This window comes from Streptomyces diastaticus subsp. diastaticus (assembly GCF_011170125.1).
In the GTDB taxonomy this organism is placed as follows: Bacteria; Actinomycetota; Actinomycetes; order Streptomycetales; family Streptomycetaceae; genus Streptomyces; species Streptomyces diastaticus.
This window is the reverse complement of the sequence record NZ_BLLN01000001.1, coordinates 392,521-406,403: the sequence shown is the minus strand read 5'-3', so window position 1 is coordinate 406,403 and position 13,883 is coordinate 392,521. Positions and strand designations below refer to the sequence as shown.

The window sequence follows — 13,883 nt, the reverse complement described above, 5'->3', positions numbered from 1 at the left end:
CCGAGGAGGTGCTCCGCCTCATCGCGGAGGACCCGTCGCTGGGCGAGCCGCTGCGCTACGCCGACGACTACCTCCGCGCCGAGATCGTCTACGCCGCCACCCACGAGAGCGCCCACCACCTCGACGACATCCTCACGCGCCGCACCCGCCTCTCCATCGAGACCTTCGACCGGGGAACGCGCAGCGCCCGCGAGTGCGCTGAACTGGTCGCGCCGGTCCTCGGCTGGGACCAGGAGCGCATCGACAACGAGGTCGCCCACTACGAGATGCGGGTCGAGGCCGAACGCGAGTCCCAGCGCCAGCCGGACGACCTGACGGCGGACGCGGCCCGGCTGGGGGCGCCGGACATCGTCCAGGGCTAGGCGACGTCCGCGAAGTCCCGCACGGCGCCCACGGGCGCCCGGCACGCACGCTCGCCCCACCGGGTGACAGCCCGAGTACGCCCGGTACGAGAGCTTCCGCCCGGCGTTCCGAGCGCACGCACCGGACACCGCGGGCACCGCACAGGACTTCGGAGACACCCCGCACGGCCCGTCCCTGACGGGCGTCGAGCGCCCGCCGGGCCGGGGTGTGGCCTGGTCGGGGAGTGGCGCGGGCAGGACGGGCCCCGCCGCGGAGAGGCCCCCGCCGGGCCTGCGGCCGACCCGGTCCGGGGGCTCGCGCGGGCCCGGGCGCCCGGAACGCGATGATGTGTCGTCATATCGCGGGCGTCGGGGCCGAACTCGGCGTGGTCCTGCGGGGGAGTGGCGGCCGGGGCCCCCATCCCCAGGCGTACCCAGCTCCCCGGGTGAGGGACAATGAAGGGCTCTGTCGGGGCGGGTGCAGAGGGGACGCATGACGGACGCGGAAGCAGGTCGCCGACAGGCCCGTCGGGACGGAGGGACGGGGCCAGGGACGGCGGCCCGGCTGCTCGCCGGCGGTACCGGCTGGGTGGTGTGCTGGGCCGGGGTGGCATGGGTACGGTCTGGCGCGCCGAGGACGAGACGCTGGGCCGCACGGTCGCGGTCAAGGAACTCCGGTTCCCCTCCTCCATCGACGAGGAGGAGAAGCGCCGCCTCATCACCAGGACCCTGCGCGAGGCGAAGGCCATCGCCCGGATCCGCAAGCAACGGCGCGGTCACCGTCTACGACGTGGTGGACGAGGACGACCGGCCGTGGATCGTGATGGAGCTGATCGAGGGCAAGTCCCTCGCCGAGGTGATCCGCGAGGACGGCACCCTCAGCCCCAGGCGCGCCGCCGAGGTCGGCCTCGCCATCCTCGGGGTGCTCCGGGCCGCGCACCGTGAGGGCATCCTGCACCGGGACGTGAAGCCGTCCAACGTGCTCATCGAGGGCGACGACGGCCGGGTCGTCCTCACCGACTTTGGTATCGCCCAGGTCGAGGGCGACCCCTCGATCACCTCCACGGGCATGCTGGTCGGCGCCCCCTCGTACATCTCCCCGGAGCGCGCCCGCGGCCACAAGCCGGGCCCGGCCGCCGACCTCTGGTCGCTGGGCGGGCTGCTGTACGCGTCGGTCGAGGGCATTCCGCCCTACGACAAGGGCTCGGCCATCGCGACGCTCACCGCCGTGATGACGGAGCCGCTCGACCCGCCGAAGAACGCCGGGCCGCTCAGCGAGGTCATCTACGGGCTGCTCGCCAAGGACCCCGCGCAGCGCCTCGACGAGGCCGGGGCGCGCGCCCTGCTGCGCGAGGTGATCGCCACCGAGGAGGCGGGCGCGGGCCGGGCGGCCGACGCCACCAAGGTCGTGCCGCTGCCGAAGCCCGCCGACGGTGGCGCCCGCGAGAGCCGGCCGAAGCTGGAGAGGACACCGAGGGCGGCCGGGGCCCCGAAGGCGGCAGCCGCCGCCACCGCCGCCAAATCCCCGGCGCTGTGGCCGAAGATGCAGGCGTCCGACGACGCGCCCGCCGTCCCGCCGGCCGCCGTGTCGCCCGCCGCCGCGCCCACCAGGGCCACCGCCACGGGCGGACGGCCGCCGGTCGCGCGGGCCTCGCTCACCGACGTGGTGTCGCGGCGCGCGCTGCTGGTGGCGCTCGGCGTCGCCGTGCTGCTGGTCGCCACCGTGCTCGGCTTCGTCCTCACCCGGAGCGGCGACTCCGGCGGGAGCGACGCGGCCGGCGGCGACAAGAACGCCTCGGCGGGAGCCGGCGGCGGCGAGGGCGGTGACCGGGCCGGCGGCGGCAAGGGGCCCGTGCAGGACGGCGGGAAGGGCGGCGAGGTCTCCGAAGGCGGCAAGGGCGGCGAGGACTCCGGCGAGGACGGTGAGGACCAGGGCGACGACGGCGGCGGCAAGGGCGACGACGCCGGCGAGGGCAGCGGCCACGACCCCGGCGAGCCGGGCGACGACACCCTTGAGCACACCGCCTACCGCCACTCCCAGGGGTTCCGGATCGGCCTGCCCGAGGGCTGGAAGTACACCACCACCGGTGCCGCCGGGGCCCGCTTCACGGGCCCGGACGGGCAGAAGCTGCTGGTCGGCTGGACGGGCACGCCGAAGGACGACCCGGTCGCCGACTGGAAGGCGCAGGAGAAGTACATGCGCCGGGCGCAGTACGAGCGCATCCACATCGAGGCCGTCGACTACCGGGGCTGGAACACCGCCGACTGGGAGTTCACCTACGTCGACGGAGGCGTGAAGTACCGCTCGGTCGACCGGGGACTGGTCGTCGACAAGAGCCTCGGGTACGGCCTGATGTACACCGCCAAGGACGCCGAGTGGCACTCCGAGCTGATCGAGGGCACCTGGCGGACCTTCACGGAGACGTTCCGGCCGAAGAAGTAGGCAGCCCGGTTCCCGGGCAGATGACTCCTGGATCGCCCATCGCCCCATCTCGGTCCCCGTCGGCACGTATCGTGAGTGCCGGCACACTCGGACGGATGACAACGGGCGTGTGTGCGAACGGATTTGGCCGTCGGGGAAGGGGGACGGAATGGACGAGTACGCGGGACGGGTCCTCGCCGACCGCTACCGCCTGCCGCTTCCTCCGGCGGGCTCCTTCGAGCTGTCCGAGACCCCGGCCTTCGACTCCTACAGCGGCCAGGAGGTCCTGGTCCGCCAGGTGCTGCTGCCCGAGGTGGTCGACGCCGAGGTCCTCGACGGGCAGGGCGGTACGCACGACTACGCCGAGGCCGCCCCGCCCGGCGCCCGCGCCACCCACCCGCCGGCCGGCCGACCCCGCGGTGCGCCGCGCCATGGAGGCCGCCCAGGCCGCCGCACGCATCCCCGACCACCCCCGGCTCGACCAGGTCTTCGACGTCTTCGCCGAGGACGGTTCGCTGTGGATCGTCAGTGAGGCGGTGCCCGCCCGCCCCCTCGCGGCCCTGCTCGCCGAGCGGCCGCTGACGCCGTACCGCGCCGCCGAGGTCGCCGCCGACGTGCTGACCGCCCTGCGGGTGCTGCACGCCCACGGCTGGGTGCACCGCAACATCACCGCCCGGACCGTGCTGGTCTGCGACGACGGCCGCGTCATGCTCACCGGGCTGGCCGCCGGCGCCGCCGAGGAGGCGCTCTGCGGCTACGACCCGGTCCCGGCCCCCGAGGAGGAGCCCGAGGGCACCGACGGGCCCGAGCCGCGGGCGGAGCCCGTCGCCGGGCCCCGGCCCGCACTGCCCGCCCCGGCCGGGACACGGCCCCTCGCCCCCGAGCCCGAGGACCGCGACGCCCTGCCCCCGGGTACGGATGCCCGCGCCGCCCGCGCCGGGGCCATCGCCGCCTACCGCGCCGGGGCGTCGCGCGCCGCCGCCCGGCTCGACGAGGAGCAGCGCCGCCGCCTCGGCGCGCCCCCCGGGCCGGAGCCCGAGCCCGCGCCGCCCGCCGAGGAACCCGAGGAGTGGGCGCCGGGCCGGATAGCCGACCCGTACGGCGTCGGCGCCCGCGAGGAGGGCCGGGCGTGGCACGGCGCCACCCCGCGCCCCCGCGACCCGGCCGGGGGCGAGCGGGACCGCGACGAGGAGCGGCCCCGGCTCCCCTACCAGGACCACCCCGAGCCCTACGGGACCCCGCGCCCCGCCCCCGAACAGCGCCCCGGCGACCCGTACGCCCTGCCGCCGGGTCTGCACCCCGAGACGCTCGCCCCGGGCGACGTGGAGCCCTCGCCCTACGCCGACCACGTCGTCCTGCCGAGCCCGGGCAACCTGCCCGTCGCCGCCGTCCCGTACGTGCCCGAGCAGGCGGCGGTGGAGCTGGAGAAGCCCGCGCCGGCGAGCTGGGACGAGGTCATGGCGGCGCCCCGGGCCGCCGGCGGCCCGGACACCCCGCTGGAGGCCGAGCGGGCGCGGCAGGCCCGGATGACCGTGGTCGGGGCCGTCACCGAGCGGTGGGCGCCCGAGCAGGCCGGGCCCGTGCACGACCGGTGGCAGCTCGCGGCGCCGGTCGGGCCCGCCGCCGACCTGTGGGCGCTGGGCGCGCTGCTCTTCCGCACCGTGCAGGGCCACGCGCCCTACCCGGAGGAGAGCGTCGCCGAACTGGTCCAGATGGTCTGCGCCGAGCCGCCCGCCTTCGCCGAGGAGTGCGGCCCGCTCCGGCCGGTCGTGGAGTCGCTGCTGCGGCAGGACCCCACCGAGCGCCCCGACTTCGAGGAGCTGAGCGGCTGGCTGCGCTCCCTGGTCCGTTCGGCGCCCGAGCCCGACGCCGGACGCGACATCGTCGCCGCCCCGCCGCACGAGCCGCGCAAGCTCCCGGAGAAGCGCCGCCGGGGCGAGCTGGTCCGCCGCCGGGGCAGGCGGCGCCGGGCCGCCGCGCCCACGCCGCCCGCCCGCGAGGAACGGCCCGCGCCCCCGGCCCGGGCGGAGTTCGCCGACGGCGCCGACCTCGACAGCGCGTACAGCGCGCCCAGGGCCCGGGGCCGGCAGGCGCGGGCGCCCAGGGAACGGGGCGAGCCGAAGTCGCTCGGCCGGACCCTGTTGCTGAGCATCCTCGGCGGGGTGACCCTGGTCGTCGTGGCGGCCGTGCTGTTCCTGCCCAAGGAGGGCGAGGACGAGGGCCCCGCCGCGCCGCCCGCGCCCAGCGGCAGCCGCGAGACCCCGCCCGCCGCATCGCCGGCCCCCGGCGCGGGCACCTCGCCCGACGGCGGCCAGTCCGGCCCTTCCGAGGGCGGGAGCGAGGAGCCGCCCGCCGACGGGGACGCCCCCGAGGCCGCCGACGGCTTCGCCCTGCGCGAGGACGCCGAGGGCTTCCGGGTCGCGGTGGCCAAGGGGTGGCAGCGGCAGGCCAAGAACGGCCGGGGCCAGGTCGTCTACACGAACGGCACCTTCGAGCTGCTGGTCGTCCCCGGCCGCGACACGACGAGCCGCTACGGCGACGACCCCCTCGACTACCAGCTCCAGCACGAGCGCGAACTGGACCCGTACCGCGCCTCCTCCTGGACCACCTCGCAGAACCTGCGGCGGATCGACGTCGGCGGCCGGGCCATGGCCGAGGGCACCTTCACCTGGGAGTCCGCGGGCGGCACCGAGCTGTACGTCCGCAACCTCGCGATGCTGGTCGGCGACCGCTACCACGTCGTCCAGGTGCGCGGCCCCGACGCCGAACGCGACCAGGTGGAGCGCCTGTTCGAGCAGGCGTCGGGCAGCTACACCCCGAAGTGACGGGTGCCCCCGGGTCTGGTCGGCCACGGCCCCGGTGCGGACACCGAGCCCCCGCCCCGGACACCCGGCCGCCCGGGCCGCGACCCGAGCGCGAGCCGGGGCGCTCGCCGGTCCGAAGGCCCGGTACGCGCTCGCCGGCCCGGTCGCGGTGGTCCTGAACGGCGGGGAGCGGCGGGCACAGGAGAAGGGGCCGCGGAGCGGCTTGAAGCCCTGCGCGCCGGCGCATCCGCACCTCACCCGTAAGCGAGTTCTCCGGCCTCCTCGGCAGTGTCGAGCCGCTGATCAGCGCATATGTGCCAGTGACCGCTGGCGCGATGTGAGGGCGGGGTGAAACGTACTTACCGGCGGGTACCAAAAAGCGTCGGGTGGCCGTACGCTCACGCTCATGACGGAGACGCAGGCCACCGGTGCGCGCACCGGCACCAACCCTCTCGCCCCGGCCCCCGAGGGGACCCGCACCGCGGCCGACGTGGTGACTCCCCAGGTGGTCGCGCAGCTCACCCGCGACGTGGTGGGCTCCGGCCGGACCGCCAACCACGCGCCGTTCACCGGCGAGAAGCTGGCCGACCTGCCGGAGTCGACGCCCGAGGAGGTCGCGGACGCCTTCGCGCGCGCCCGCGCCGCCCAGGAGGCATGGGCCGCCACCCCCCTCGCCCGCCGCGCCGCCGTGCTGCTGCGCTTCCACGACCTGGTGCTCGCCCGCCAGGCCGAGGTGCTCGACCTCATCCAGGTGGAGACCGGCAAGGCCCGGCTGCACGCCCACGAGGAGGTGCAGGCCGTCGCGCTGGCCGCCCGCCACTACGGCCGCAAGGCCCCCTCGTACCTGCGCCCCAAGCGGCACACCGGCGCCGTCCCCGTCCTGACGAAGATCACCGAACTGCGCCAGCCGCGCGGCGTCGTCGGCCAGATCGTGCCGTGGAACTACCCCTTCGAACTCTCGGTCGGCGACGCCCTGCCCGCCTTCGTCGCGGGCAACGCCGTGGTGATGAAGCCCGACACGGAGACCGCGCTGACCGCCCTGTGGGGCCGGGACCTGCTCGTCGAGGCGGGGCTGCCCGCCGAGGTGTTCCAGGTGGTCCTCGGCGAGGGCCAGGTCGTCGGCACCGAGGTCGTCCGCCACGCCGACTACGTCTCGTTCACCGGTTCCACCACCACCGGCAAGATCGTCGCCCAGCGCGCCGCCGCCCGGCTGATCGGCTGCTCGCTGGAGCTGGGCGGCAAGAACGCCATGCTGGTGCTGGAGGACGCCGACATCGAGAAGGCCGCGGCCGGAGCCGTCCGGGCCTGCTTCTCCTCCGCCGGGCAGCTCTGCATCTCCATCGAGCGGCTGCTGGTCCACGAGTCGGTCGCCGACGCCTTCCTGGAGCGGTTCACCGCCCTCACCAAGGCGATGAGGCTCGGCAACTCCCTCGCCTACGGCGCCGACATGGGCTCCCTCGCCGGCGAGCGCCAGTTCGAGGCGGTCCGCACCCACGTCGAGGAGGCCGTCGCCAAGGGCGCCGAGGTCCTGGCCGGCGGGCAGCCCCGGCCCGACATCGGCCCGTACTTCTTCGAGCCGACCATCCTGGACGGCGTCGAGGAGGCCATGGCGGTCTGCAAGGACGAGACCTTCGGCCCGGTCGTCTCCGTCTACCGCTTCCGCGACGAGGAGGAGGCGATCACCCGCGCCAACGCCACCTCCTTCGGCCTCAACTCCAGCGTCTGGACCAAGGACGGCCGCCGCGGCCGGGCCCTCGCCGCCCGCCTGCGCACCGGCACCGTCAACGTCAACGAGGCGTACGCCTCCGCCTACGGCTCGGTGCAGGCGCCGATGGGCGGCATGAAGGAGTCCGGGATCGGGCGACGGCACGGCTCCGAGGGCATCCTCAAGTACACCGAGCCGCAGACCGTCGCCCACCAGCGGCTGCTGCCGATGGCCCCGTCCTTCGGCATGGACGACGCCACGTACGCCGCGTTCATGACCCGCAGCCTGCGCGCCATGAAGGCGTTCCGCCTGCGCTGACCTCCGGCGCCGGAAGAGCCCGGCGCCCCGCACACCCCCGCCGCGCGCGAGGGCCCGCCACCCGGCACGGGACGGCCGGACGGGCCCGCGTGCCGGCCGGCCGCGCCCGTACGAACCGAGGAGTGCCCATGTCACAGGAGAGCTCTGCCCAGAGCCGGGACGTCACCCCGGAGCCCGCCGCGACGGCGCCCCCGACGGCCGAGGGCGGGTACGACTACGACGTGCTGGTCGTCGGCTCCGGCTTCGGCGGGGCCGTCTCCGCCCTCCGGCTGACCGAGAAGGGGTACCGCGTCGGCGTCCTGGAGGCCGGGCGCCGCTTCACCCGCGCGTCCCTGCCGCGCAGTTCCTGGGACCTGCGGAACTACCTGTGGGCCCCGGCCCTCGGCCTCTTCGGCATCCAGCGCATCCACCTGCTCGGCAACGTCATGGTGCTGGCCGGCGCGGGCGTAGGCGGCGGCTCCCTCAACTACGCCAACACCCTCTACGTGCCGCCCGAGCCCTTCTTCACCGACCCCCAGTGGGGCGCCATCACCGACTGGCAGGACGAGCTGAAGCCGTACTACGACCAGGCGAGCAGGATGCTCGGCGTGCGGCTCAACCCGACCACCACGCCCTCCGACGTCCACCTCAAGGCGGCCGCCGAGAAGATGGGCTTCGGCGACACCTTCCACATGGCGCCCGTCGGGGTCTTCTTCGGAGACGGCAAGGACGCCGAGGGGACGAGCCGCGCCAGGCCCGGCGAGGAGGTCGCCGACCCGTACTTCGGCGGGGCCGGTCCCTCACGGCGGGCCTGCAACGAGTGCGGCGAGTGCATGACGGGCTGCCGTCACGGCGCCAAGAACACCCTGAACGAGAACTACCTCTACCTCGCCGAGAAGGCCGGCGCCACCATCCACCCGATGACCTCCGTCGTCGCCGTCACCGAGGACTCCCGCGGCGGCTTCGCGGTGCGCACCCTGCCGACCGACGCCAAGCGCAAGGGCCGCGGCCGCACCTTCACCGCCCGCCGCGTCGTGCTCGCCGCCGGGACCTACGGCACCCAGACCCTGCTGCACCGGATGAAGGACACCGGGCTGCTCCCCCGCCTCTCCGACAAGCTCGGCACGCTCACCCGGACCAACTCCGAGGGACTGGTCGGCGCGCAGACCACCGACCGCCGCTACCGCAAGGCGCACGGCGCCGAGAAGGCCGACTTCACCAAGGGTGTCGCCATCACCTCCTCGGTGCACCCCAACGACTCCACCCACATCGAGCCGGTCCGCTACGGCAAGAAGTCCAACGCCATGGGCGGCCTCACCATCCTCCAGGTGCCGTACGCGGAGAACTCCTCGCGGGTCGCGGGCTTCCTCGCCAACTGCGCCAGGCACCCGCTGCTGGTGATCCGGTCGCTCTCCAACCGCCGCTGGTCGGAGAGGACCATCATCGGCCTGGTCATGCAGTCCCTGGACAACTCCCTGACCACCTACCGCAAGCCGAAGGGCATCGGCAAGGGCCTGCTCACCGCCCGGCAGGGCCACGGTGCGCCCAACCCGACGCAGATCAAGGAGGCCGGGGAGGCGGCCACCGCCATCGCCGAGGAGATCAACGGCTTCGCCGGGTCCAACATCGGCGAGCTGATCGGCACCCCGCTCACCGCGCACTTCCTCGGCGGCTGCCCCATCGGCGCCACCGCCGACGAGGGCGTCGTCGACCCGTACCACCGGCTCTACGGCCACCCCGGCATCACCGTGGTCGACGGCTCGGCGGTCTCCGCCAACCTCGGCGTCAACCCCTCGCTGACCATCACCGCGCAGGCCGAACGCGCCGCATCGCTCTGGCCCAACAAGGGCGAGGCCGACCCACGCCCCGAGCAGGGCCTGCCCTATGAGCGGATCGCGCCCGTCGCGCCGCTCCGCCCGGCGGTCCCGGCCGAGGCGTTCGCCGCGCTCGACCTGCCGTTCCTCGGGATGCCCGCGATGCCGCCGAAGCGGCGCGACGAGGCGGGGGCGACCGAGGGGGCGTGACCTCCGGCCGCCCGGCCCGCGACGGCGAAGGACCTGCACCCCCCTCCGAGTGCAGGTCCTTCTTCGTGCGCACACCGCCCCCCCGTACGGCCCCGGCGCGGCGGCCGGGGACCGTCCGGGGGCGGGTCAGGCGGCGGTGCCGACGCCGCCGCGACGGCGGACGGCGAAGACGACGCCGGCGCCGGCGAGGACGGTCACGCCGCCGACGAGGCCGAGCACCGGCAGCATCGAACCGGCGCCGGTCTCGGCGAGCTGACCGGTCGGCTCCAGGGTCTTCTTCTCCTCGACCGGCTTGTAACCGCCCTGCGGCTTCTTGCCCTCGGTCTCCTTGGCGTCACCCGGCTTCGGGGTGGCGCCCGCGCCGATCACCGTGAAGTCGTAGTAGGCGTACGCGGCGGTGACGCAGTTCTCCTCCTCGTTCAGGTAGCCCGTGAACCCGAACGCGTAGCCGGCGCCCAGCGGGGCGTCCTCGGCGACGGTCATGCGGAGCTTGATGTCGATGGTCTGGCCCGGGGCGAGCGTGGTCTCACCGAAGACGACGCCGAAGTCGTAGAGGGAGACCCAGCTGTCGCTCTCCGGGTCGTAGAAGGACAGCTCGACCTTCTCGAACAGGCCCTCGCGGAGTTCCAGGTCGTCGTCGTTCATGACGGAGGCCTCCCACTCCACCCCCTCGAGGGTCTGCTTCCCGGAGTTGGCGGCGCTCAGGGTGAACTCCTGAGTGGAGCCGGCGCGGACCTGGCCGGGCAGGCCGGAGACGGAGACGCCCAGGTCGGCCAGTTCGTTGCCGTCCTCGTCGAGGCAGATCTCGTAGCCGTCCTCCTCCTCGCCCTCGTCGTCCTCCTCGCCCTCGTCGTCGGACGGGGACGGCGAGGGCTCGGTGCTCTCGGTCGGCTCGTCGGTCGGCTCCTCGGACGGCTCGCCGCTCGGGTCCTCGGTGCCGGGGGTCTCCTCCGCGGGCGCCGAGTCGGTGGCGGTCGGGGCCGGCCCGGTCTCCTCCGGCGCGGTCGGCTCGGCCGACTCCGCGGGAGCCGTGGTCTCGCTCTCCGACGCGGTGGGCGCCGGGGTGGTCTCGCTGGTCCGGCCGTCCTGCTGCCCGTCCGTCGCGAAGGCGGCGGGGGCCGCGAGCAGCGCGACGGGGCTGATGACGGCGGTCGCGGCGGCGACGGCCATGGCACGGCGAAGCTTCATTCAGACCTCGTGTGTAGGCGTACCGCCTGGAGGGCGGTACGGAGGTGAAGGCGGCCGCCCGCCGCGGAAAAGCACGGAAGTGGCCGGTGTTCGCATGGATGACCGTGCGCCCGCCCGAATGGTTGTACGGAACTTCACAGAATTCTTACGCGGTCGGGCACATGCCCCGGGCAGTGTCCCGGTTGCCGCTCCTTGATCCCGTAATGCCCGGTGGGTGAGGAGCCCCGCTTCCGGACACGCGAAAGGGCCCCGCGGCGTCCTCGTCCGGACGCGGCGGGGCCCTTCGGTGCGGCACGGTGTCGTCGGGCGCCAGGGTGCCGGGCGGCGGCGCCGGGGGAGGGGAGTGGCGCCGGAGAGCCGTACGGAGGTGAATGAGGGGGTGCCGGGCCCGCGCGGGGAGGACGGGGGCCCGAGACGACCGGTCCCGGGCGTCCCCGGAGCCGGCCGTTCAGGGGGTGACCGGACCGCTGTCCCCTGCCGTCCGGTCACGCTGGAGCGAGGTCCCACGACGTGCGGACAGGCGCCGCACGTCTCATCGCTCCAGTGAAAGCCACGCGTGGTTCTTGCTGGCCCGCCCCTGGCTGGCACGGACACCGGGACCAACGAAGCCCGGCGCCCACCGGTCACGCGCCGTACGGGTGAGAAGCGATGCGAACTCAGGTGCGGGGGCTTGCGGCAGGCCCTCAGACCCGGCCCCGCGAGAGTTCGAGGAGCGTCATGGCGAGCGAGGTGCCAGGCGCGCCGAGGGCGTCCCGGTAGTGGCTGAGGATCTCCATCTCGCGGGAGAGGTTGACGCGGCGGCCGCCCGAGGAGATCCGCGCCTCCTGGATGACGGCGGAGACCGCGATCCGCTCCTGGACCAGGCCGATGATCCGGTCGTCCAGCGCGTCGATCCGCTCCCGCGCCCCGCCGATCAGCTCGGCCGCCTCGGGGGTGCGGGCGCCGGTGCGTTCGGCGGGCTGGGCGGTGGCGGTCGGGGCGGTCGGGGTGGTGGTCATGGGAAGGGCTCCTGCTCCGTCGGGGCCGGTCCGGGTGGGCCGGTGAGGTGGGGCGGTGAGGTGGGGCGGGCGGGGAGCCCCGGGTGCGAGAGGTCCGGGAAACGGAAGGCGCCCCGGGCCGTTCGGCCCGGGGCGCCTTCGCACGCTTGTCAGTGGATCAAGCAGCACGACCATGGCAGCCGGCGGGCCGGGTGCCATAGGTAAAGAGGAAGCTCAGGTGCTGGATCACGGGGTCAGTATGCACCCGCCGCCGGGACCCGGGGCAAGCCGGGCCGGATGGTGAGACGGCCCACACGTGAACGGGCGGCCCCGGACCCGAACGGCCCGACACGGCCGCCCGGCCCGGCGTGGAGCGGGTCCCTCCACGGGGACGAGACGGAATGAAGCGGACCGGGGCCCCGTTAGAATCAGTGGACATCCACCCTCTGTGATCAGCCCATGAATCACCCGATCACCCGCCGGAAGGCCGCCGCAGTGCCCTCAGCGTCCCCCGCGTCGCCCGCCACCGCCGAGACCGTCCTGGTCGTCGACTTCGGCGCGCAGTACGCCCAGCTCATCGCCCGCCGCGTCCGTGAGGCCCGCGTCTACAGCGAGATCGTGCCCAGCACGATGCCCGTCTCCGAGATGCTCGCCAAGAACCCGGCGGCCATCATCCTCTCCGGCGGCCCGTCCTCGGTGTACGCGGAGCACGCCCCCACCCTGGACCGCGCGCTCTTCGAGGCCGGCGTCCCGGTCTTCGGCATGTGCTACGGCTTCCAGCTCATGGCGCAGACCCTCGGCGGCACCGTCGACAACAGCGGCGCCCGCGAGTACGGCCGTACCGAGCTGACCGTCTCCAAGTCCGCCTCCACCCTCTTCGAGGGCACCCCCGACGAGCAGTCGGTGTGGATGTCGCACGGCGACGCCTGCTCGGCGGCGCCCGAGGGCTTCACCGTGACCGCCTCCACCGCCGTGGTGCCGGTCGCCGCCTTCGAGAACGACGAGAAGAAGCTCTACGGGGTGCAGTACCACCCCGAGGTGATGCACTCCACCCACGGCCAGCAGGTGCTGGAGCACTTCCTGTACCGGGGCGCGGGGCTCTCCCCGACCTGGACCATGGGCAACGTCATCGAGGAGCAGGTCGCCGAGATCCGTGAGCGGGTCGGCACCAAGCGCGCCATCTGCGGCCTCTCCGGCGGCGTGGACTCCGCGGTCGCCGCGGCCCTCGTCCAGAAGGCCGTCGGTACGCAGCTGACCTGCGTCTACGTCGACCACGGCCTGATGCGCAAGGGTGAGACCGAGCAGGTCGAGAAGGACTTCGTCGCCGCCACCGGCGTGCAGCTCAAGGTGGTCGACGCCGAGGAGCGCTTCCTGACCGCGCTCGCCGGGGTCAGCGACCCCGAGCAGAAGCGCAAGATCATCGGCCGGGAGTTCATCCGCGTCTTCGAGCAGGCGCAGGCCGAGATCGTCGCCGAGGGCGAGGACGTCGCCTTCCTGGTCCAGGGGACCCTCTACCCGGACGTGGTGGAGTCCGGCGGCGGCGCCGGCACCGCCAACATCAAGTCCCACCACAACGTGGGCGGCCTTCCCGACGACATCGAGTTCGAACTCGTCGAGCCGCTTCGCGCGCTCTTCAAGGACGAGGTCCGGATGGTCGGCCAGGAGCTGGGCCTGCCCGAGGAGATCGTCCAGCGCCAGCCGTTCCCCGGGCCCGGGCTCGGCATCCGCATCGTCGGCGAGGTCACCAAGGACCGCCTCGACCTCCTCCGCGAGGCCGACGCCATCGCCCGCGAGGAGCTGACCGCGGCCGGGCTCGACCGCGACATCTGGCAGTGCCCCGTGGTGCTCCTCGCCGACGTGCGCTCGGTCGGCGTCCAGGGCGACGGGCGGACCTACGGCCACCCGATCGTGCTGCGACCCGTCTCCTCCGAGGACGCGATGACGGCCGACTGGACCCGGATGCCGTACGACGTGCTGGCCCGGATCTCGACCCGCATCACCAACGAGGTGGACGAGGTCAACCGGGTCGTGCTCGATGTGACGAGCAAGCCGCCGGGGACCATCGAGTGGGAGTGAGCCTGGCGGCTCAGGGTTGACGCTGGATGCCGTTGTGCCCCCTTGCTGG

The 13,883-nt window shown here is 74.3% G+C and carries 6 protein-coding genes and 2 pseudogenes; 6 read left to right on the top strand and 2 right to left on the bottom strand.

Going from position 1 to position 13,883, the window contains the following annotated elements; translation table 11 throughout:
- The 5 genes and pseudogenes from Sdia_RS01755 to Sdia_RS01735 all read left to right on the top strand — a co-directional run.
- Nucleotides 1–362: glycerol-3-phosphate dehydrogenase C-terminal domain-containing protein (locus tag Sdia_RS01755; RefSeq protein ID WP_276529933.1), on the top strand; the 362-nt coding region annotated here is incomplete at its 5' end.
- A 175-nt stretch (nucleotides 363–537) separates the two neighbouring features.
- Nucleotides 538–2,784, top strand: a pseudogene (locus Sdia_RS01750) (serine/threonine-protein kinase).
- Nucleotides 2,785–2,932: 148 nt separating this feature from the next.
- A pseudogene (locus tag Sdia_RS01745) lies at nucleotides 2,933–5,588 on the top strand (serine/threonine kinase C-terminal domain-containing protein).
- Nucleotides 5,589–5,973: 385 nt separating this feature from the next.
- Nucleotides 5,974–7,590 carry a succinic semialdehyde dehydrogenase gene (locus tag Sdia_RS01740; protein ID WP_100452374.1) on the top strand — a complete coding sequence of 539 codons (1,617 nt, stop codon included), beginning with the start codon at nucleotides 5,974–5,976 and terminating at the stop codon, nucleotides 7,588–7,590.
- A 128-nt stretch (nucleotides 7,591–7,718) separates the two neighbouring features.
- Nucleotides 7,719–9,593, top strand: coding sequence for a GMC oxidoreductase (locus Sdia_RS01735; protein WP_100452375.1), 1,875 nt, complete (start codon nucleotides 7,719–7,721; stop codon nucleotides 9,591–9,593).
- Between the two features lie 126 nt (nucleotides 9,594–9,719).
- On the opposite strand, the gene Sdia_RS01730 is transcribed toward Sdia_RS01735, so the two are convergent.
- Together Sdia_RS01730 and Sdia_RS01725 are read right to left on the bottom strand one after the other, a co-directional pair.
- On the bottom strand, nucleotides 9,720–10,781 hold the full coding sequence (locus tag Sdia_RS01730; RefSeq protein WP_229830998.1) for an LPXTG cell wall anchor domain-containing protein: 1,062 nt from the start codon (nucleotides 10,779–10,781) through the stop codon (nucleotides 9,720–9,722).
- 683 nt (nucleotides 10,782–11,464) lie between these two features.
- Nucleotides 11,465–11,779, bottom strand: coding sequence for a chorismate mutase (locus tag Sdia_RS01725; RefSeq protein ID WP_100452377.1), 315 nt, complete (start codon nucleotides 11,777–11,779; stop codon nucleotides 11,465–11,467).
- 474 nt (nucleotides 11,780–12,253) lie between these two features.
- Between Sdia_RS01725 and guaA the strand changes: the two genes are divergently transcribed.
- Nucleotides 12,254–13,834 (top strand): glutamine-hydrolyzing GMP synthase, encoded by a 1,581-nt coding sequence (gene guaA / locus Sdia_RS01720; protein WP_189500177.1) that lies wholly within the window; start codon nucleotides 12,254–12,256, stop codon nucleotides 13,832–13,834.
- The last annotated feature ends 49 nt before the right edge of the window (nucleotides 13,835–13,883 follow it).

Bases quoted from the DNA above. Each gene is read 5' to 3' on its own strand.
- Sdia_RS01740 (WP_100452374.1), top strand. From the start codon at position 5,974: ATGACGGAGACGCAGGCCACCGGTGCGCGCACCGGCACCAACCCTCTC.
- Sdia_RS01735 (WP_100452375.1), top strand. From the start codon at position 7,719: ATGTCACAGGAGAGCTCTGCCCAGAGCCGGGACGTCACCCCGGAGCCC.
- Sdia_RS01730 (WP_229830998.1), bottom strand. From the start codon at position 10,781: ATGAAGCTTCGCCGTGCCATGGCCGTCGCCGCCGCGACCGCCGTCATC.
- Sdia_RS01725 (WP_100452377.1), bottom strand. From the start codon at position 11,779: ATGACCACCACCCCGACCGCCCCGACCGCCACCGCCCAGCCCGCCGAA.